The 20,531-nt window shown below is 46.8% G+C and carries 14 protein-coding genes; 9 read left to right on the top strand and 5 right to left on the bottom strand.

The features are described 5' to 3' along the window. The first annotated feature begins 153 nt into the window (after positions 1-153). The 5 genes from JUB14_RS20605 (at position 154) to JUB14_RS20585 (ending at position 12,122) form a co-directional block, all read left to right on the top strand. Complete coding sequence (locus tag JUB14_RS20605; RefSeq protein WP_207508711.1) at positions 154-3,534, top strand: SusC/RagA family TonB-linked outer membrane protein; 3,381 nt, start codon at positions 154-156, stop codon at positions 3,532-3,534. Positions 3,535-3,546: 12 nt separating this feature from the next. Continuing rightward, the gene (locus tag JUB14_RS20600; protein WP_207508710.1) at positions 3,547-5,313 is read left to right on the top strand and encodes a RagB/SusD family nutrient uptake outer membrane protein; all 1,767 of its coding nucleotides are present in this window, start codon (positions 3,547-3,549) and stop codon (positions 5,311-5,313) included. Positions 5,314-5,651: 338 nt separating this feature from the next. Next, positions 5,652-8,300: a DUF7133 domain-containing protein gene (locus JUB14_RS20595; RefSeq protein WP_207508709.1), complete on the top strand. Its 2,649-nt coding sequence runs from the start codon at positions 5,652-5,654 to the stop codon at positions 8,298-8,300. 286 nt (positions 8,301-8,586) lie between these two features. Continuing rightward, positions 8,587-10,956, top strand: coding sequence for a TonB-dependent receptor (locus tag JUB14_RS20590; RefSeq protein ID WP_207508708.1), 2,370 nt, complete (start codon positions 8,587-8,589; stop codon positions 10,954-10,956). 2 nt (positions 10,957-10,958) lie between these two features. Next, positions 10,959-12,122 carry a PepSY-associated TM helix domain-containing protein gene (locus tag JUB14_RS20585; RefSeq protein WP_207508707.1) on the top strand — a complete coding sequence of 388 codons (1,164 nt, stop codon included), beginning with the start codon at positions 10,959-10,961 and terminating at the stop codon, positions 12,120-12,122. A gap of 86 nt (positions 12,123-12,208) precedes the next feature. Here the strand turns inward: JUB14_RS20585 and JUB14_RS20580 are convergent, their stop codons facing one another. Next, a complete protein-coding gene (locus tag JUB14_RS20580) occupies positions 12,209-12,454 on the bottom strand; it encodes a hypothetical protein (RefSeq protein WP_207508706.1) in 246 nt (81 codons plus the stop codon). 218 nt (positions 12,455-12,672) lie between these two features. Here JUB14_RS20580 and JUB14_RS20575 point away from each other — a divergent pair, with 218 nt between their 5' ends. The 4 genes from JUB14_RS20575 (at position 12,673) to JUB14_RS20560 (ending at position 15,131) form a co-directional block, all read left to right on the top strand. Further along, positions 12,673-13,575, top strand: coding sequence for an ROK family protein (locus JUB14_RS20575; RefSeq protein ID WP_207508705.1), 903 nt, complete (start codon positions 12,673-12,675; stop codon positions 13,573-13,575). A gap of 8 nt (positions 13,576-13,583) precedes the next feature. After that, positions 13,584-14,147, top strand: a complete 564-nt coding sequence (locus tag JUB14_RS20570; protein WP_207508704.1) for a D-sedoheptulose-7-phosphate isomerase — start codon at positions 13,584-13,586, stop codon at positions 14,145-14,147. Positions 14,148-14,330: 183 nt separating this feature from the next. Next, entirely contained in the window at positions 14,331-14,522 is a 192-nt protein-coding gene (locus JUB14_RS20565) for a cold-shock protein (protein ID WP_207508703.1), read from the top strand. A gap of 153 nt (positions 14,523-14,675) precedes the next feature. Next, positions 14,676-15,131 (top strand): cold-shock protein, encoded by a 456-nt coding sequence (locus JUB14_RS20560; RefSeq protein ID WP_207508702.1) that lies wholly within the window; start codon positions 14,676-14,678, stop codon positions 15,129-15,131. Between the two features lie 15 nt (positions 15,132-15,146). Here JUB14_RS20560 and JUB14_RS20555 read toward each other — a convergent pair whose 3' ends face one another. Genes JUB14_RS20555 through JUB14_RS20540 form a run of 4 tightly spaced genes read right to left on the bottom strand, consistent with a single transcriptional unit; the run spans position 15,147 to position 20,529 of the window. Further along, positions 15,147-15,740: a chemotaxis protein CheB gene (locus JUB14_RS20555; protein ID WP_207508701.1), complete on the bottom strand. Its 594-nt coding sequence runs from the start codon at positions 15,738-15,740 to the stop codon at positions 15,147-15,149. Then, positions 15,722-16,534, bottom strand: a complete 813-nt coding sequence (locus JUB14_RS20550) for a CheR family methyltransferase (RefSeq protein ID WP_207508700.1) — start codon at positions 16,532-16,534, stop codon at positions 15,722-15,724. Before JUB14_RS20550 ends, JUB14_RS20555 begins: the two co-directional genes overlap by 19 nt. 15 nt (positions 16,535-16,549) lie before the next feature. Then, entirely contained in the window at positions 16,550-16,951 is a 402-nt protein-coding gene (locus JUB14_RS20545) for a response regulator (protein WP_229368079.1), read from the bottom strand. Continuing rightward, the gene (locus JUB14_RS20540; RefSeq protein ID WP_207508699.1) at positions 16,936-20,529 is read right to left on the bottom strand and encodes a response regulator; all 3,594 of its coding nucleotides are present in this window, start codon (positions 20,527-20,529) and stop codon (positions 16,936-16,938) included. Before JUB14_RS20540 ends, JUB14_RS20545 begins: the two co-directional genes overlap by 16 nt. Between the last annotated feature and the right edge of the window lie 2 nt (positions 20,530-20,531).

Here is a 20,531-nt window from a genome sequence, read left to right as displayed (position 1 = left end):
ACCACGAGCACCCTAGATAAAGCCCATAGAATACAAATCAGAGGAATCGTGAAAGAGGCAATCTTTTGATCAGACCACTACTGATCAGGAGTGACAGGAGATTACAAGCAAGAAAACCAACTCAATGTTATAACCTATACCCTTAACTACCTTATGAATTTACCTCTCAAAGGAGAAACTGCGCCGACTAATGCATGGCAGCTTCTCAGACAGTCGGTGGGGGAGATCCTGGATTCCTTCCGGGGATCCATTGGATTCTCGCCTGTTGCGGGACCTCCATCAAGTCTACCCAAAAGACTCATTCCTGTTTTTCTGGTTGCGGCCATTACACATGTGGAGGCCGCTGATAACCCTCAGAAAGCCATTGTTAGTCCTAAATATTTTACTGTTGCCGTAGGTAAAACAACCGCCGAGCAACGGGTTACCGGTAAAGTACTGGATGAAAAAGGAGAAGGCTTGCCGGGTGTGAGTATCCTGATCAAGGGGACGAGCCGCGGTACAGTCACCGATATTAACGGGAATTGGGAAATGATGGTACCGGATGCCAATACTGTACTGGTATTTAGCTTCGTGGGCTTTACACCAAAGGAAGTTACTGTCGGGAATCTGACTAACATGGAAGTTACGCTTGGCCCTGACGTAAAGGCTCTCGATGAAGTGGTAGTAGTAGGGTATGGTACCCAGAAAAAGGTGAACCTAACCGGAGCCATTACTGCTGTAGATGCCGCCGAACTGAACAATCAGGCGGCCTCTAACCTATCAAATACCCTGGCTGGTCGTGCGCCGGGGGTGAATGTGACAAATACATCCGGTTTAGCAGGAGCTACTTCGTCCATTCGTATGCGGGGTAGTTTTGGCGATCCGCTATTTGTGATTGATGGTATTGTACGGGATAAAGAATCTTTTGATGCTCTGGAGGCGGCCGAGGTGGACCAAATCAGCTTCCTGAAAGATGCCGCTACGGCTTCTATCTATGGTTCTCGTGCGGGTAATGGGGTAGTACTGGTTACTACCAAATCGGGAGTAAAGCAGAAGCCTACCTTTAATCTTCAGTCTAACTATACCACGGGCCGTCCTACGCAGACACTACTATCAGACCTGACTACGGCGGAGGATGAGCTCATCTACCAAAACCGCGTTGCTCAGTTTAATGGTACTCCGATACCTAACAGCCAGCGTGAATTTGATTACTTTAAAGACAAGCGCTACAATGTAAATGATTTTATCTGGCAGAATCCTTACAGCCACCGGCACTCGCTGAGTGTATCGGGCGGCGAAAAGAAACTGACCTACTACTCACTACTAAGCTATCGCGGAGAGGAAGGCTCCTATAAAAGCCTAGAGCACAACAAGTTCAACATGCGGACGAACGTTTCGGCCGAGATTACAGATGCTATCAAGGTCAACCTGAACCTGGCGGCAAACCAGCAAAACCACGACCGATTTTACTGGCCATTTACAGGTGATGATGACTTCGATGTATCTGACCTCTATCGTGTAACTTTCAACTGGCCTAAGACCTACCCCTTCTATACTGAATCGGATGGGACCCCGGTCAACCACGTTACCGATTATCCTGTACAAACACCTATGGGTAGCTGGCAGGCATGGAGTGTTATAGATCAGGTAGTTGGTGACCGCTACATCAAAACGCGCCGTCGTAATATAAATTCAATCCTGTCGCTGGATATCAAGCTGGATAAGTTCATTCCCGGCCTGACAACCAAGATTATAGGTAACTACATTGCTGGTGATTACATGCGTAAGAAGTACCTGACCTTCCAGAAGAACTACGTATTCAACCAGGCTGATCCCAACGGCAACCGGTTTATCCCGGCTCCTCCGGACCCGAACAAGACGAATACCTTTACATTCAGCCGGAACCAGCCTTTCATGAGCTATGATCTGAATACTACCTGGAGTTATCAGTTCAACTGGTTTGCTAATTACACTCGCACTTTTAACAGGCATTCGGTTGATGGACTACTGGTGTATGAGCAGGCTGAAAATGGTGGATATGGTGCCTCGGCTGTGCTGGAAGATCCCCTCACATCCTATGATCAGTCGTTTGTGTATTCAACGGATATTGCCAGAAGAAACGGCTTTGCTACCGAAACCATTGGGGCACGCCAGTCAATGATAGGTCGTTTTAACTACAATTTTGATAGCCGCTATATTGCTGAATTTTCATTCCGTTACGACGGTAACACCCTGTTCCCGCAAGGTAAGCGGTGGGGTTTCTTCCCATCCGTATCGGCCGCGTGGAGAATATCAGAAGAGGCTTTTATGAAAAATAATACTTCCTTCTTTGATGATCTGAAACTACGGGCTTCGTATGGTACTACCGGTAACGATCTAAATGTAAATAATGACCGGATCAGACCCTTCTCATATAGCTACGTATATACAAATGCCGGTAGCTATATATTTGGTGACCGGTTGTACCAGAGTATCGCACCTGGAGCTACGCCTAATCCAAACCTGACCTGGGCTACCTCTACTACCTATAATGCCGGTCTTGACTTTGGTATGCTCAAGAACCGCTTGTATGGTACTTTGGATATATTCCTCAAAAAAGAGGTGAATATTCTGGGATCGCGCGTAGTGACACTACCTGACAATTACGGACAAAGTCTGGCTCCAGAAAATTACGCGGCCCGTTCGTGGAGAGGAGGGGAGCTGTTTGTGGAGTGGCGTGATAAGGCACTCGGCAATAAGTTGAACTACTCTGTCTCCGCTAACATGGGCTATGCCATTGATCGCTGGGATATACTGGATCAGGGAGCTGCTTTTCAGCCAGGTGGTAGCCGCTATTTTGAAAATAAAATTGGCTATCCGGCTGACCGTATATTTGGTCTGAAAACGCTGGGGATGGTTCGTACCCAGGAGCAGTTGGATGCCCTGCTGGAAAGCGGATTTAAGCAGTATGGTCGAAATCCGTACCTGGGAGGTCTATACTTTGAAGACATCCGGGGTGATGGGTATTCAGAAGGACCGGATGGTAAGATTGACGGAAATGATGTTCAGCTACTCTCAAATAAAGGGGCGCCACGAATCAACTATGGTATTGGTATAAATCTGTCGTACCGCGGTTTCTCAGTTAACTCCGTTCTGCAGGGCGTAGGTGCCTACGACCGGATCATCAGCAACCAGGAAGGAGCGGGTATGCGTCAGCACGGTGGAGCCGTACGACCTTACTACCCGATCTGGGCTTCGGATGTCTGGACTCCCGAGAATCCGAATGCAAAGTACCCCCGCCCGATAGGTCAGAACTGGTTTGAATCAGGAACGGGTGCTTCTTCTTTCTGGATTGTGAATGGGGCATACCTGCGGCTCAGAAACGTAAACGTGGCGTACAATATTCCGAAGGAGTGGATCTCACCCCTGAAATTGGGCAGTGCACAGGTTTTCTTTAATGGAACCAACCTGTTCACCTTCTCCAAAATGAGAGAATTCCACGATCCTGAGCAGAAGAACTACGATTCTTTCCCGGTTATGAAGTCTTTCACTTTCGGAGTTGATTTTAGATTTTAAGCAATAGATATTATGAAGAAGAAGATTTTAAGTATAATGTTCGCGGTTGCAGGCATGCTATCATCCTGTAACGATGTTCTGGACATAGAGGATATCAATAATTATAATCCGCAGCTTGTCTGGAATGATGCCAACCTGGCTAACGCCTATATGGCTAACCTGTACCCTATGTTTGGGAACTGGAATCCCGGTGCGGATTCTTATAGCCAGCAGCTAGCCGGTATACAGTTTTATCTGGATCGGGTAACCATCTCCAATGACCAGTTCAAATCCTGGAACTACGGCCGGATCCGATTGATCAACCAGGCGATCGTAGATGTAAACAAAGGTACCCTACCGGAAGCCGTTAAAAATAACATTACCGGTCAGGCGCTGTTTATGCGGGCCTATACCTACTACGATATGGTACGTCATCACGGTGGGGTTCCGTACATCACCGTACCGCAGGATCGTTATTCGGATGATCTTTTTGTCGCCCGTAACTCCACAAAGGAATGTTTTGATCTGATGATCAAGGACCTGGATGAGGCCATCGCCAAACTACCCCAGCGTATCGCGACTACCTCACCGGATTTTGGAAAAATCGACGGTAACTTTGCGCTGGCTTTCAAAGCCAAGGTACTACTACTCAAAGCGTCTCCGCAGTTCAATCCCTCTAATCCCTGGAATAACCCCTACTGGGCAGATGCTTATGTGGTTAACAAAAAGGCGTACGAGGAGCTGAAAGCGCAGGGATATGCTTTGGCCGCTAACTACGAGGATATAGCCTTAGTGGAAAGAGGCCCTGAATCAGTATTCACCGTGATCAACTCGTATCCTAACAAGACCGCCAACTGGGACAACGGGGTACGTCCGGGATCAGAGAGTCGTGGTCCGGCCTCTGCTACACCTACCTGGGAGTTTGTAAAGGAGTATCCAATGAAGGATGGTAAGTTATACAGTGATCCCACCAGTGCCTACCATATGTCTGAGGAGGAGTTTCTGCAGAACTTCTGGAAGAATCGCGATCAACGTTTCAACAAGTCTATTGTCTGGAATGCTAAGGTATATGAAGTATCCGGTAAGGCTGGAAAGCGTCAGTATACCTCCCTGGGTATTGCCCATGAGCTGGATGATTTTGGGGTAAACCCTAAAGCGGGTGTAAATTCTACCAATCTGGATCGGTATACGGGCTTTTTTGTCTTAAAGAATAGTCTACTTAAACTGGCTCAGGCCGAAGTACAGCAGTACGACGTAGATTATGTACTGATGCGGTTTGCGGAGGTAATGCTGAACTACGCCGAAACGGCAAACGAAACCGGCAAACTGGACGAAGCAATGGATATCCTGAAGCAGATCCGTCGTCGTGCCGGTATAGAGCCGGGTACTGACGGGAACTACGGTATCACAGCTACTACCCGTGAGCAGATGCGGGAAGCTATCCTGGCGGAGCGGAACATTGAATTCGCTTTTGAAGGACATCGTTTTTGGGATCTTCGTCGCCTGCGCATGCTGGACCGGCTGGATGGTACTACCAAGCATGGTGTGGAAGCAGTAGCCATTCTACCCAATGGTCAGGAAATGCCCCTGAGTGAAGCCCGGGCCAAAGCAGATAAGAATGAGCTGCTGGAAGGTAACTTCAGGTATAGCCTGCTACAGGTACCCCGCTCGGGTGTAAAGGAGAACGTTCTACCGGAAAAGTATTATTTCTTCCCTATTCATCGTGACGTGCTGGACCGAAACAAGAGTCTGGAACAAAACAAAGAATGGGGGGGGACCTTTGATCCTACGCTGGAGTAGGTACAGATTAATAGATAGGAGTGGTAGTAAAAGGCCACCCATCCGACTGTAAGCTGGATGGATGGCCTTTTTTATAGCCAGTATTACACGCTTTCTATATTCTCGTCAATTTAATTGCCAACCTTATATATGGAGTTCTTAGTAGAGGTACCCTTTATAGCCGCATACATTCATATAACCCTTTGTATACAATCGGACTCATAATATGAATTTTTGAACAAAGACTGGTTAGAAATGGAGACCATCGGTATATTTAGAGTATTTTTGACTCTTATAAGTTTTAACACATTTCATTTTCATTAATATCTACTCTTTACCAGCCTTAATGTAATTCAAGTATGTTCAGAATTTCTCTAAGTCTGCTGTTTTCCTTCCTGGTGTACCTCTGGTTTGATGGAAGTAGTAAGACAGAAGATGCCCCCATTAAACAGGAAGTATTTGCCAAAGCGGACTCCCTGCCCAATGCGGCCAAATGGCCGGCCGAACTCAACATTACCCATTTTGTGGGTGCTGACATTACCCCAAGCCCTGCCTGTCTGGCGGTTGCTCCTAACGGTGAGGTATTTATAGGAGTAGATATGATTGGCTCACTTGGCAAAAAACCCGGTAAAGGAAGCATTGTGAGGCTTGTAGATAGCAACAACGATGGCAAGATGGATAAGCACACCACCTTTGCCATGGTAGATAACCCGCGTGGTATTATAGCCAGAGGTGATCAGGTGTTTGTACTGCATACTACCTTTTCACCCGAGACTGGCATCGCTACCGGTATGGACCTGGTTGTATTTGAGGATAAAAATGGTGATGGCTTAGCCGATGGCCCTTCTAAGCCGCTGATCCAAAATATCAGCTCTCCTAAGTTTATTCAAAGCCGCGGTACCGACCATGCTACCAACGGTATCCGGATGGGGATTGATGGCTGGATATACATCGCTGTGGGGGATTTTGGTTTCCACGGAGCCGTAGATCGCTCTGGCAAGAAATTGACCCAGCTGGGTGGAGGGATCGTACGGGTACGTCCTGATGGTACTGAGATGGAGGTTTACACGCACGGTATGCGGAATATTTATGATGTAGCTATTGATCCCTACATGAATATCTTTACCCGGGGTAATACCAACGATGGTGGCGGATGGAACATCCGGTTTACCCATCAGATCCAGTCGGGTGAGTACGGCTATCCGGTACTTTTCAAACACTTTACGGATGAAATAATACCGGCCCTTATTGACGTTGGAGGTGGTTCGGGTACAGGAGCCCTGTTTATTGATGATGCTAATTGGCCCGCTAAGTACAACCAAGTACCAATGATGGCCGACTGGGGACGCAACCAACTGTACATTCACCGTGTGAAGCCCGACGGCCCCAGCTTTACCCAGCAGGAAGAAGAATTTATCAAGCTGGCTCAGATTACTGACGTAGATATTGATGCTTCCGGCCGTATGTATCTGTCGGCCTGGGATGGAGCCGGCTACTCAGGTAGCCCATCCAAAGGATTTGTAGTAAGAGCTGTACCTCAGAACTGGAAGTACCAGCCATTCGCTGATCTGAAGAAAGCTTCGATAAAACAATTAGCTAGCCTCCTTGAGTCAGGTAGTGGAGTCGCTCGCCTGGCGGCTCAGCAGGAGTTGCTTACTCGTCCAGCTAAGCAGGCCTCCGAAGCTGCCTGGAAAGTAGCTGCCGATAAGAGCCAGTCTCTGCCTGTGCGTATAGCCGGTATGTACACATATACCCAGGCTGCCGGTGCCGGTAGTGTGGCTAACCTGGTGAAACTGACAGAAGAGCCTGCCATGCGTGAATATGCCCTTCGTGCGCTGTCAGATCGTAAAGCAGTTGCGGCTAACGTACCGGTTGAGCCCTTCATGAACGCATTGAATGATGCCTCACCCCGTGTACGCAGTGCGGCTATCATCGGATTAGGTCGGTTAGATCGGAAAGAAGCGGTACAGGCTCTACTGAATACCCCTGTACCTGCTACATTCGTAGCTCCGGCTCTGGGTGCAGAAGGTCCCCACGCTACTCCTAATTCAGCCATTATCCTGCCTCACCTGGCCGTTAAGGCGCTGGTAAGTCTCAATGCTGTGGACGAAGCGGTACAGGCCGTTGGCACCAAAAACTCTACGCTGGCTCTGTGGGCGCTACGTTATATGCACGATCCCAAAGCGGTTAATGGTTTGTTGAAAGCCTATGATAACGCCAAAGATGCTGAATTGAAAAAGCAGATCATCACTACCCTGGCTCGTTTGTACAAGCAGGAAGCTCCTTACGATGGTTCATGGTGGTGGAGTACCCGCCCCGATACCCACGGTCCTTACTATAAGGCCATTGAATGGGAATCGTCTCCTGCTATCAAAGACTTGTTGGTAAAGGAGGTAAAAGCGTCTTCAGATAAGCAGTTCTATAAGGACCTGAACAGCCGTATGCGCCTGGATATACCCGAACTGGGTACCGATGAGCCGGTAGTGGCAGCCAAAGAAGAAGTGAAGGTTGATCTGGAAAAGATAAAGAACAAGAAAGGTCAGGTGGGTGAGTCATCTATAGAAGATGTCATGCTGGCTATGGACAAACTACCGGGTGACCCTGCCGTCGGTAAGAAGCTGTTTACAACCCAGGGGTGTATCGCCTGCCACAGCATTTCTAAAGGGGAAACTATGAAAGGTCCATTCATGGGGCAGATCGGCTCTATCATGAACCGTGAGCAGATCGCTGAATCGATCCTGAAGCCTAATGCTTCCATTTCACAGGGCTTTGCTTCGGTGATGATCACGGCCAAAGGCAACAAAAGCTACATGGGCTTCGTAACCGAAGAGTCGGCTGATCGCTTGGTACTGCGGGATATCACCGGACAAGTATATCGTATCAAAGCTTCGGATGTTATCAAGCGGGAAGAGATGGAAACTTCCATGATGCCTAGCGGACTGGCTAATTCACTCTCCTACGAAGAGTTTGCTTCGCTAATCACCTTCCTATCCCAGCAGAAGAAGTAGTACTATCCAGTAGCAGTATATTAAACCCATAGCCTGATACAAACTATCAGGCTATGGGTTTTTTGCTTATGTACTCTAAATAAACATGATAAGTTGAGCCACCTTTGTAGGAGCGAAATAGTCTTAGTATAAATGTACATTAGAGCTAGAATAGCACATGATAATACTATTGAATCTTAAAATAATATGTTTATTTAGAATAATTAAAAATAAACTCTTGCTTTGCTTGGATATCCCGCTTCTGTTGTTTTAGTTTGTCTTATTATTTATATTTAATCTAAATAAAATGAGAGCAACTATATTCCTATTTTCCCTTCTGCTTTGCCTTTATGGAGAGGTGGTAGCTCAACAGGGAGGTACCATCAAAGGCAAGATTCATACCAAGGATGGCAATCCGGCTGAGCACGTTTCACTTTTGGTTAAGGGTACTGGTATTGGTACAACAACCGATGATAAGGGTACTTACCTGTTACGCCGTATCAAACCCGGAACCTACACCGTACGTGTCACATCAGTAGGACTGGTTACTCAGGAAAAACAAGTATCCGTTGCTCAGGATGAAGAAGTAAGCCTGGATTTTGAATTGCAGGAGAATGCATCTCAACTAAAAGAACTAGTAGTGTCGGCCAGTAACAAGAATTATAAGGTAAATACCCCTTCGGAGGCTCTGCGCATCGGAGCGCCTCTCCTCGAAATCCCACAGAACATTCAGGTGATTACCAGTGACCTCCTGAAAGACCAGCGGGTATTTGATCTATTGGAAGGGGTGTCCCGTAACGTAAGTGGCGTTACCATCCAGGAGCACTGGGGCAACTATACCCGCATGAATATGCGCGGAGCACGTATTGCTCCCTTCCGCAATGGCATGAATATCGAGTCTACCTGGGGACCTCTGTCAGAAGATATGTCATTTGTTGATCGTATTGAATTTGTAAAAGGACCCGCCGGATTTATGCTGGCTAATGGTGACCCCAGTGGCTTCTATAATGTGGTAACCAAGAAACCAACCGGACAAACCCGGCAGGAACTGAACCTGACCGTTGGGAGCTTCAATACACTGCGGGCTACGGCCGATCTGGACGGACAACTTACTGGTGATGGTAAGCTCCTGTACCGCCTCAATGTAATGGGACAGAAAAAAGATTCCTGGCGGGACTACGAGTACAACAACCGGTACTCCATTGCTCCGGTGTTGAAGTACCGCATCTCAGATAAGACTTCTATAACCGCCGAATTTACTCATCAGTACTCCAAAATGTCAGCGATCGGATCGGCCTATGTATTTTCGGCCCGTTCGTACGCTGATCGTCCCCAAAACTTTACGATTGCCGATCCCAATCTGGAACCCTCTACCATGCGGGACAACAGTTCGTTCCTTACCTTTGAGCACTCCTTCAACCCGAACTGGAAACTCACTGCCCAGACTGCCTACTTCGATTACAGCCAGGTGGGTAGCTCTCTATGGGTCGCCAGTGTAGCCGCAAACGGCGATATGCAACGCACGCTCAGTAGCTGGGACGCCTCTAATAAGAGCAAATTCGGACAGCTATTTATAAATGGAAACATCCGGACCGGTAAAGTATCACACCGGATATTGGGAGGGCTGGATCTGGGCAGCAAAAAATACCTGGCCGACTGGAATCAATACTTTGTGTTGGACGAAACAGTACCTTTCAATATCTATAACCCTGTTTATGGTTTCTCCGAAAGCTCAGTACCGGTCATAGATCGCTCTAAGTCACTAGAAGAAAGAGCCGCTGGTAATATTCTGGCTCAGAAGTACGGAGCTCTGTACGTACAGGACGAACTTGGCTTCTTCAGTAATCAGCTTCGCCTTACCCTTGCCGGCCGCTATACCATAGCCGAAACCAACCAGTATACGACCCTGATCAACAACCAGAAGTTTACCCCACGCGTTGGTCTGAGTGCTTCCCTTAACAAGTATACATCGGTGTACGCCCTGTACGACCAGGCTTTCATTCCCCAGACCGGCCGACTGGCTAACGACGAAAAGGTAAAACCCATCTCCGGAAATAATACAGAACTGGGTGTGAAAAAAGACTGGTTTGGCGGTCGCTGGAACTCAACCCTTTCACTATATCAGATTACTAAGAACAACCAGCTGGTAGGTGATCCTAGTGATCCGACCCAAACACTATCGCTGCAACTGGGCCAGACGCGTACACAAGGGGTGGAACTGGATATAACCGGTGAAATTGTAACTGGTCTTAATGCAGTAGTGAACTATGCCTATACTAACTCTGAAATTACCAAGGATACAGATCCGGCCAAAGTAGGTACTAAAGTGCCGGGCTTTGCTGAGCACGTGACCAACGCCTGGCTCAACTACCGTCATGGCAAGGGTACCCTGCAGGGTCTGGGAGTATCGCTTGGCTATCAGTATCAGGTGAACCGGCACCCATGGTTTATAGCGGATGGTACTAACAGTGCACTCCCCAACTATTTCCGCCTGGATGGAGCCGTGTCCTATCAGTTCAAAAAGGTAACCCTGGCGGTGAATGTCAATAACCTCCTCAACACCTACCTCTACTCAGGAGCCCCCTACGACTTTAACTACGATGGCACTTCGGATGGCTTCTACTGGCAGGCCGAAGCCCCGCGTAATGTACGTATCAGTGTTGGATATAGATTCTAAGCATGAATTTCAAAAAAGCAATTGGCACTATGCACCTATGGCTCGGATTTGCATCCGGGCTACTGGTGCTGTTTCTGGGAATTACAGGATGTATGCTGGCCTTTCAGCGCGAAATCGAAGACCTCACCCAGAGCTATCGGTATGTAGAGCAGGCAGATGCTCCCAAACTTGCCCCCTCAGTACTCCGGCAGATCGCTGATAAGGAGCTACCCGGTAAGCATGCCCATAGTGTAAGCTACCGCCAGGGACGGTCTTCCGAGGTAGTCTATTTTGCTATGGAGCCAGAGTACTATTACATCGTATATGTGGATCCGTACACCGGCAAGGTACTTCAGGTCAAAGATATGAGTCGGGACTTTTTCCGGTTTATCATCATGGGGCATTACTACCTGTGGTTACCTCCTAAAGTAGGCCAACCGGTCTTGGCCACAGCTACGCTTATCTTTGTGATCCTGATGATAACCGGGCTGGTACTGTGGTGGCCTAAGAACAAGGCAGCCCAAAAGCAACGGTTCAACATTAAGTGGAATGCGAAGTGGCGACGGGTCAATTATGATGCGCACAATGTACTGGGCTTCTACATGACCTGGGTAGCTATCTTCATAGCGTTGACGGGTCTGGTGATGGGCTTTCAGTGGTTCTCTAATTCCGTCTATTGGGTAGCTTCCGGTGGAAAGCAGAAAATAGACTTTTACGAGCCTGCTTCTGATACTACACTTGTGTCGGCTGCTTCAAACGTACCGGCTATGGATAGGATCTGGATGAGGATGCATCCGGGCCTGAGTACTTCACCGGCCAAGCTGGAAGTACACGTTCCATCGGGCGCGGCTTCGTCAATCGAAATAGCCGTTAATCCCGATCCCGATACTTACTGGAAGACCGACTACCAGTACTTTGACCAGTACACATTGAAAGAAATCCCTGTCACTCACCAATACGGTCGGTTCGCAGAGGCTACGGTAGCTGATAAAATCATGCGGATGAACTATGATATCCACGTTGGAGCTATCGGAGGGATCGTCGGAAAGATTATAGCCTTCTTTGCCAGCCTCATTGCCTCCAGTCTGCCTGTGACAGGCTTTATGATCTGGTGGGGACGGAGGAAGAAAAGCAAACCAGAGAAGCAAAAAGCAGAAAAGCCGGTAGCGGGTATGGTAGTGAGATAGAAGTATTCAAAGATGATACTAAATCGGGTCAGAAACAGATGTGTTCCTGACCCGATTTAGTATTATACTGTGCAAGTATAGTGGCGTTACTCCGTCTTGTTTTCTTTGTTAGGATCATTAGCCATTTCACGATATTCCTGACGGGCTGTATCCAGCTCGGCTTGTTCTTCTCTTAGTTCGGTGGTGTCGCCTTCCTGACGGGCATCTACTACATCTTCGTAGGCATCCGTTACTTTATCGGCTTTCCTTTCGGTTTCGGAGCTACATGCTACGGAAAGGGAAGCCAGGAAAAAAATGGACGCTAGTCCAGATATCCAATTTTTAGTTTTCATAAATTTCGGTGTTAAGTACTGTTTCTTTAACTGCCTGAATTTCCTAAGGTTTTGTAACAACTACTGGTATGGATGCTCATTCAGGCTTTTGATTATATCACTAAAAACTTGTGCCATTGCTTAAAGATATTGATCCAGGCACAGGTAAAATGTAGTCATCTTTGCTTTTTAATTTCATAATACACCTCTGTTACCTCAACCTATTCCATTTGCACCGAATGAACATTGGCATCGAAATCGGCGGAACAAAAATACAAGTAGTGATAGGCAAGGCGGATGGGACAATAGAAGAGCGGTACCGATTTATAGTGGATAGAAGTCAGGGGGCAAAAGGGATACTGTTAAGCATTGAGCAGATACTAGGTACTTTACCTAATCAGCCTGAAGCGATAGGAGTGGGTTTCGGTGGACCGGTAAACCGTGAGACCGGACTAATCGCAACTTCCCACCAGATAGTAGGATGGGCTGGATTTAGTCTAAAGAATTGGTTAGAGGAGAATACAGGAGCCAGGGTAATTGTAGAGAACGATGCCAATACGGCGGCACTCGGTGAAGCTCTTTGCGGAGCAGGAAAGGAATACAGACATGTATTTTATATTACACTCGGCAGTGGGGTAGGAGGAGGCATGGTTAATGAAGGCCGATTATTTCATAGTGCCTTTCCGGGTGAGGCTGAAGTAGGGCATGTACGTATGAACAAGCAGGGGGATAGCCTGGAATCGGTATGTTCAGGGTGGGCGCTAAATAATACAATCAGAGAAAAGCTCCCCTCGCTGCCGGAAACATCTTATCTCAAAAAAGCCATCGGTGAGGCTACCTCCCATGAAGCCAGGTACCTCAGTGAAGCTCTCAAAAATAATGATCCGGCTGCCCGTGATATACTCATGCAGTACGCTGATAACCTGGCTTTCGGACTTTCACATGTGGTTCACCTGTTTCATCCTGAAATCATCATCCTCGGAGGAGGAGTATCTCTGATCGGTGATCCCTTACTTAATGCGGTGCGGCTGGCTTTGCCTGCCTATGTTGTTTCGACTTTGCATCCGGTCCCCGTTATTGCACTTTCTCAGTTAGGGGAAGATGTTGTACCTACGGGGGCTCTTTTACTTACTAATTCATAATCTATTACATGAAAACCAACTACTACGCTACTTATCTGGATCAGCAAAAGGCTACGCTCGAATCCATTCCCTTAGAACAGGTAGGCCGCATCGCTGAACTGCTGAAGGAAGCCTGGGCTCAAAACCGGCAGGTATTTGTATTCGGAAACGGAGGGAGTGCGGCTAACGCGTCTCATTTCATCACTGACCTGGGCAAGGGAGCATCGGATACATTAAAGAAACGCTTCCGCTGTATGTCGCTCAATGATAACACCGCCTGGATCACTGCACTCGGAAATGATTATTCCTACGAAGATGTGTACATGGCTCAACTACAGAATTACGCGCAGCCTCAGGACCTGGTATTGACCATGAGCGTGAGTGGCAACTCACCCAATCTGGTAAAGGCCATCGACTGGGCCAATAACAACGGATTGACAACCGTAGCCCTGGTGGGGGGCAAAAAGGGTAAACTTGCTGAAATAGCTCAGGAGGTAGTAGTAGTGGACTCGGAACATTATGGCCGGGTAGAAGATGCACACATGACCATCTGCCATATGTTATGCTATGATATCATGGAGCAGGGGATATAGTACAGGTAAATAAAGGTCCAAATTTGGTACTTAAAGCTTATACGCAGAAAAATATTTATATATTAAATTGTGCCTTTAAAGCACCTGAGGGCACATTGTAATTTTTTTATCTGATTTTGTAATAAAGTTACGAACCTAAGTCGTATCTTAGATGTAGTATTACAGAATATAACAAACAACAACATGAATAACGGAACAGTAAAGTTCTTTAATGACCAGAAGGGATTCGGGTTTATCAAGGACGAAAAATCAGGTCAGGAGTACTTCGTACACGTTTCTGGACTTGTAGATGAGGTCAGAGAAAATGACGATGTTACTTTCGATCTTAAAGAAGGAAAGAAAGGACTAAACGCAGTCAATGTTCAGCTTGCTTAGTCTTAAAGATATAAGAAGTTAGCAACGGAAAGCCTTACCTCCTGTAAGGCTTTTTTATTTGTTTACATGATGTAGCTGTCAATCAGGGCTACTAGTAAAGCAACAACAAATTAGTAATTATACAACAACCAAAAACCAAGAGATACGTAAAATATGGGTAGATCGCAGGAGACCTTCGGTAAAAAAGAAAAAGAGCAGAAGAAGCTGAAAAAAAGGCAGAATAAGGAACAGAAGAAAGAAGAGCGCAAAGCAACCGCGAGCAAGGGACAAAATGTTGAAGACATGTTTGTCTACGTAGATGACTACGGTAATTTAACTTCAACTCCCCCCGATCCAAGAAGAAAGAAAGAAGTAAAACAGGAGGAAATTCAGATAGGTGTAAGCCGGCAGGAGGATATCGATCCGGCAGAACTAGTACGAAAGGGTACTGTTACGTTCTTCAACGTAACCAAGGGTTATGGCTTTATCAAAGATCACGCTTCACAGGAAAGTATCTTCGTACATAAGAATGAATTACAGGACACTATCAAAGAAAACGACAAAGTTAACTTTGAAGTAGAAAGAGGTCCTAAAGGCCTTAATGCGCTGAATGTACGTTTGATCAGCTAATTTTTTGAATATTTTCTAAGAGAGTTGGGGGGTAAGCAGTTGTTCTAACAAACCCGCAAGTTCATCGGCATTGACAATATTGTTTACTTCAATAAGGTTGATGGCTTGCTGAGGCATAAAGCCAACTTCGGCTGTGGAAGGATTTTGAACTATAGTATAGCCCCCTGATTTTTTGATTTGAGCAAGTCCGGCCGCGCCATCTGCATTGGCCCCTGATAGTAATATCCCAATCACACTGTTCCCGAACATGTAAGCTACCGATTCGAAAGTTACATCTATACTGGGTCGGCTATAATGTACTTTTTCAGAGCTGTCAAGGGAGAAAAGTTCTTCGCTTTCAATAAGCAAATGGTAATCAGGTGGCGCAATGTAAATGGCATTGATCTGTATAGGGTCCTTGTCCTCTACTTCTTTGACCTTAAGGCGTGTTCGGTTTGCAATAAGATTTTCCAGGATAGAATCCTTATCATTTTTCCGGTGTACTACTAGTATAAAAGTGGCCTTCGGCTGTTCGGGTAGCTTTTCGATCAGTTTAAGGATTATTTCAAGGCTCCCGGCTGACCCACCTATCACTACGTACTGGTACTTCGTTATCGCATTTTTCGCCATATTTTTTCTTTATTCTCCATCTGAGCGTAACTGCCCGCTATTTCTGAAAAGCGTAGGTTTTCCTTGGAGCCAAGTACTATAAAACCCAGTCGTTCCAGGCTGTTGTCGAACAGGGTAAGTACTTTATCCTGTAACTCTTTATCAAAATAGATCAGTACATTGCGGCAGAATATCAGCTGAAACTCGTTGAATGAGCGGTCAGAGACTAGGTTATGGGTGGCTACGATCATTCTGGATTGGAACCGTTCGTCAAATTTGGCCCATTCGTATCGGGTCATGTAGTACGACGAAAAGTCTTTCTTTCCGCCGGACAGGATGTAATTCTCCGAATACTGCTTCATCTGACTCAGGGGAAACAGCCCCTTCTTAATATTCTCAATGACTGAGGGATTGATATCCGTGGCATAAAGTAAAGACTTGTGCAACAGGTTAGCCTCTTCCAGCAGTATGGCCATGGAATATACCTCTTCTCCCGTTGAGCATCCGGCATGCCAAATACGAATGAAGGGATGTGTAGCCAGTACGGGCAGTACCTGTTCGCGTATGGTTTTGAATAGAGCTGGATCCCGGAACATTTCTGTCACGTTCACCGTAAGTTCCTCAACCAGATGCGTCAGATAGTCCGGATCATTTTTTATCCTGTAAAATAGCTCGGCAAAGCTTGTAAAACGGTCTATGGTCAGTAGCCGGTTGACCCTTCTTTTTAATGAAGCTTTTGCGTAGTTGGTAAAATCATACCCATATCTCTGAAAAAGCTCATTAAGCAGTAGATCTAGTTCCTCCTCTTTAATCATTTAAACGCGTACGTGTTAAAGATAGGTTGCTAAAACCTCCATCAACTGGTCCACATCTACCGGCTTGGACTGATACCCATCAGCCCCAGCGGCCAGGCATTTCTCCCGGTCGCCGGTCATGGCCTGAGCCGTGACCGCTATAACTGGAATATCCTTGTATCGTTGGTCAGTTTTTAACAGAGGTATGGCTTCGTACCCATCCATGTCTGGCATCATCATATCTATCAGGATTACTCCTATATTTTCATGCCAGCTCAAAATATCAAAGGCTTCCTTCATACTACCTGCCGAAATCGTAGTATATCCCTTGGCCTTCAGTACTGCTGATAGAGCAAATATATTACGGTTATCATCATCTATGATCAATATGGGTTTTCCGGTTCGGGTCATGCGTTCGTCAGTTATTGGTACAGCCATACACGCAGCAAAGATATCAACTGGTCTACATCTACCGGTTTGGTGATATAGTCGGAGGCTCCGGCCGCGATACATTTTTCACGGTCGCCGGCCATAGCCTTGGCAGTGATGGCAATAACCGGAAGGTTTTTGTACTTGTGAATACCCCGTATCCGGCGGGTCGACTCGTAGCCGTCCATTTCGGGCATCATCATATCCATCAGTACCAAGTCTATGTTTTTATGATCTTCTAGTTGTTTCAGCGCATCCTTGCCATCGGTGGCCGATATCACATTCATCTCGTAGTTTTCCAAAGACTTGGACAGGGAGAAAATGTTACGTACATCATCGTCAACTACCAGGATGGTTTTTCCTTTGAGTACTTCTCCAAACTCACCCATCCGTTTGTATCGGGTAGATTTTGTTTCTTTACTGTTTTCCTCTACCAGGTGCAGGAATAGTGATACCTCATCCAGAATACGCTGGTAGGAATGAGCGGTCTTGATTACAATAGAATCAGCATACTGCTTCATCTTTTTCTCTTCAATATGGGATAGGATGCGACCTGTAAAGATGATGATCGGTAGGTTTTCCAGTCCCGGTGATTGTTTCACTTCATCCAGTATATCGTAGGATTGCTGAGGAGCCTGACCCATATCCAGAATCACACAATCGACTTCCTCCTGATTAAGTGCCGTGATGCCTTCCCTGACCGTATCTTTGATCTCAGAAGCTACGTTGAATGTCTGTAGAAAATACGAAAGAGCCTGCGCATGTTTTGCGTTTTCTTCCACGATCATGACCTTTTTGGGGTGTCGGCTGAGTGCTTCCTCAATCTTCGAAAACATCACACTGAGCTTTTCAAAGGTGACCGGCTTATCTATAAAGTCCATCGCTCCTTTGGATAGGCTTTGGCTCTTCACCTGCAGGGACGACATCATATGAACCGGGATGGGACGGGTAGATAAGTCAGATTTTAGTTCATCCATTACTTCCCATCCGCTCTTGACGGGCAACTGTACATCCAGCAGGATACCGATGGGCAGGTACTGTCTGGCCAGTTCAACACCTTCGTCACCACGTACAGATACTACCCCTTTGTACCCTTTACTTCGTGTATAGTCCAGCAGGGAGCGGGCAAAAGCTGTATCATCCTCAATGATCAGGATGACCCTATCCCCTCTGGATATGGTGTCCCGGTCGTCGGGAATGGGCGATGGAATGACACTGCTGATATACTTATTTTCGGCTCTATCCGGTTTCAGATTTACCTTCTCTTCCACAAGGGCAGTTGGTAGCGGTTCAGGAATGAGTGTAGCTGCTTCGGGTCTGGTACCTGCCTTACTTTTGTGTAGAGGAAGTGACAAGGTAAACTCACTGCCCTGGTCTACTTCGCTGGTTACCTGGATTTCTCCTCCCAATAGCCGGGCCAGTTCACGGCTAATCGATAGTCCAAGGCCGGTTCCTCCGTACTGCCTGCGGGTAGAGCCATCTGCCTGCTTAAAGGCTTCAAATATGACTTTAAGTTTGTCCTTAGGTATTCCTATCCCGGTATCTTTTACTTTGAATAATATAGTGTTATCTACATTCGTAACAGACAGATGTACTGATCCTTTCTTGGTGAATTTAAGCGCGTTGGAGACCAGGTTACGGAGAATCTGAACCAGCCGCAGGCGGTCTATTTCCATGGTGGCCGGTACCTGATCATCCAGCGTCGTATTAAATTCGATACTCTTGTCCCGGGCTATGGGCGAAAACAGGGAATCCAGCTCATCAACCAGGTCATGTAGCCTTACATCTACAAATTCCAGATCCATCTTGCCGGCTTCGATCTTGGACAGATCCAGAATCTCATCGATCAGGGTGAGCAGCCCTTTGCCCGAGGTCTGGATTACATTGGCATACTCAATCTGATCAGTAGTCAGGTTACTATCATGATTTTCACTCAGCAGACGCGACAACAGCAGGATTGAGTTGAGAGGGGTACGCAGCTCGTGCGACATATTGGCCAGGAACTCTGATTTGTACCTGGTACTTTGGGCCAGTTCTTCTGCCTTGGCCTGTATCTCAAAGTTACGCTCCAGGATCAACTCATTCTTTTCTTCCAGTAGCCGGCTCCTTTCTTCGAGTTCCTGGTTAGCCTGCAGTAGTTCTTCCTGCTGTACTTTCAACTCCTCTTCTGAAGCCTGCAGCTTTTCGGCCTGGGCTTCCAGTTCCGCGTTAATATTCTCCAGCTCACTGTGCTGGGCCTGTAGTTCTTCAGCTTGTGCCTGCGTTTCTTGCAGTAGTTCCTGTACCCGTTCGCGGTTTTTAGCAGCGTTAATGGCAATGCCCAGATTAAATGAAACTGCGTCCAAAAAAGCTTTTTTTGTGGTAGAGTATCCCTGCAGGGAAGCCAGTTCAAATACTCCTTTGACTTTGTTATTATAAAGTACAGGGACGGCAATAACCGATTTGGGCTTTACTTCACCAGCTACCAGACTCAGGGTATAGTCTTCGGGTGACAGGTCACTTACTTCCATGATTTTTGCTGACTGTGCACACTGCCCGGCCAGCCCTTCCCCAAACCGCAGGGGCTTTCTGTTTTCCAGCGTATGGGCATAGCCACTGATTCGTTCCAGATTACCTTCGCTATTGATGATATAGAAGGCACCGACCTGGCTGCTGGAGTACTCGGTAATGAAGTCCAGAGAGTTTTTTGCCAGGCTACGCATGTCCTGCTCCGCTATGACGCGCTCGTTCAGGGCTGCAATACCGGTTTGTAGCCATTCTTTATCAGAAAGCGAACTGAACGAGTAGTCAAGTGATGCCGCCATAGAGTTCAGGGCCGTGGCAATACCTCCCAGGGTATCTTCCCCTTCGTCATTTACTTTTACTTTGTAATTTCCTGATGAGATCTGTTCGGCAACTCCCTCTATGATAGTAAGCCTTTTGGATATCTCTTCGTCCTTATCCTCCAGTTCTTTTTGTAGCTGCGCCCTTTTTTCATAGTCGGCATTGACTCTATAAAAAGAAACCAGCGTAACTAAAAAGGCTAACAGGGAAGCAATGACAATGAAAATGGGGGTAGAGGAAGAGAATTTGTTCAACTGTTCAGTTCGATCTAATAACAGATTTCGCTCCCGGGTGGCCATCTGATCGATCACCGAACGCAACTGCACCATGGCATTTCGTCCTTCCTCCAGACCTTCCACGGGCATCTGGCCGGTACTTTCATATTTGAATATTACGTCCTGAAGTACATTGAACCGCTTATCGACCAGGTACCTTAGTGAAGTAGCGTTTTTAAGTTGCTCTTCATTATCAGCAATAAGTGCTTCGACTCTCCTATACGACTGCAGGGCTCTTTCCCGCGCTTCATTGTACGGATCAAGATACCGCTTGTCGTGGGTAAGCAGGTAGCCTCTCTGTCCTGATTCACCGTCTTTGGTGGCTAGCAATATTGAGTCAAGCTCTTTGATTATGGCATTAGTTTGATTGACCAGTTCGGAGCTATACAGCAGGTTGCGGATACTGATATAGGAGGCAACGGAGCTGACGGCCAGCAGTAAAAGCGAAATGCTGTACCCAACCAGCAGGTTACGTTTGAATGGATTCATGT

It is taken from the genome of Telluribacter humicola, from assembly GCF_017355935.1.
GTDB lineage: Bacteria > Bacteroidota > Bacteroidia > Cytophagales > Spirosomataceae > Telluribacter > Telluribacter humicola.
Note: the sequence above shows the minus strand (reverse complement) of the source record. Positions and strands in the feature narration are given on the sequence as shown.

Coding starts and splice junctions, on each gene's coding strand:
- JUB14_RS20575 (WP_207508705.1), top strand. CDS start 12,673: ATGAACATTGGCATCGAAATCGGCGGAACAAAAATACAAGTAGTGATA.
- JUB14_RS20595 (WP_207508709.1), top strand. CDS start 5,652: ATGTTCAGAATTTCTCTAAGTCTGCTGTTTTCCTTCCTGGTGTACCTC.
- JUB14_RS20590 (WP_207508708.1), top strand. CDS start 8,587: ATGAGAGCAACTATATTCCTATTTTCCCTTCTGCTTTGCCTTTATGGA.
- JUB14_RS20555 (WP_207508701.1), bottom strand. CDS start 15,740: ATGGCGAAAAATGCGATAACGAAGTACCAGTACGTAGTGATAGGTGGG.
- JUB14_RS20585 (WP_207508707.1), top strand. CDS start 10,959: ATGAATTTCAAAAAAGCAATTGGCACTATGCACCTATGGCTCGGATTT.
- JUB14_RS20580 (WP_207508706.1), bottom strand. CDS start 12,454: ATGAAAACTAAAAATTGGATATCTGGACTAGCGTCCATTTTTTTCCTG.
- JUB14_RS20545 (WP_229368079.1), bottom strand. CDS start 16,951: ATGGCTGTACCAATAACTGACGAACGCATGACCCGAACCGGAAAACCC.
- JUB14_RS20560 (WP_207508702.1), top strand. CDS start 14,676: ATGGGTAGATCGCAGGAGACCTTCGGTAAAAAAGAAAAAGAGCAGAAG.
- JUB14_RS20540 (WP_207508699.1), bottom strand. CDS start 20,529: ATGAATCCATTCAAACGTAACCTGCTGGTTGGGTACAGCATTTCGCTT.
- JUB14_RS20570 (WP_207508704.1), top strand. CDS start 13,584: ATGAAAACCAACTACTACGCTACTTATCTGGATCAGCAAAAGGCTACG.
- JUB14_RS20550 (WP_207508700.1), bottom strand. CDS start 16,534: ATGATTAAAGAGGAGGAACTAGATCTACTGCTTAATGAGCTTTTTCAG.
- JUB14_RS20605 (WP_207508711.1), top strand. CDS start 154: ATGAATTTACCTCTCAAAGGAGAAACTGCGCCGACTAATGCATGGCAG.
- JUB14_RS20600 (WP_207508710.1), top strand. CDS start 3,547: ATGAAGAAGAAGATTTTAAGTATAATGTTCGCGGTTGCAGGCATGCTA.
- JUB14_RS20565 (WP_207508703.1), top strand. CDS start 14,331: ATGAATAACGGAACAGTAAAGTTCTTTAATGACCAGAAGGGATTCGGG.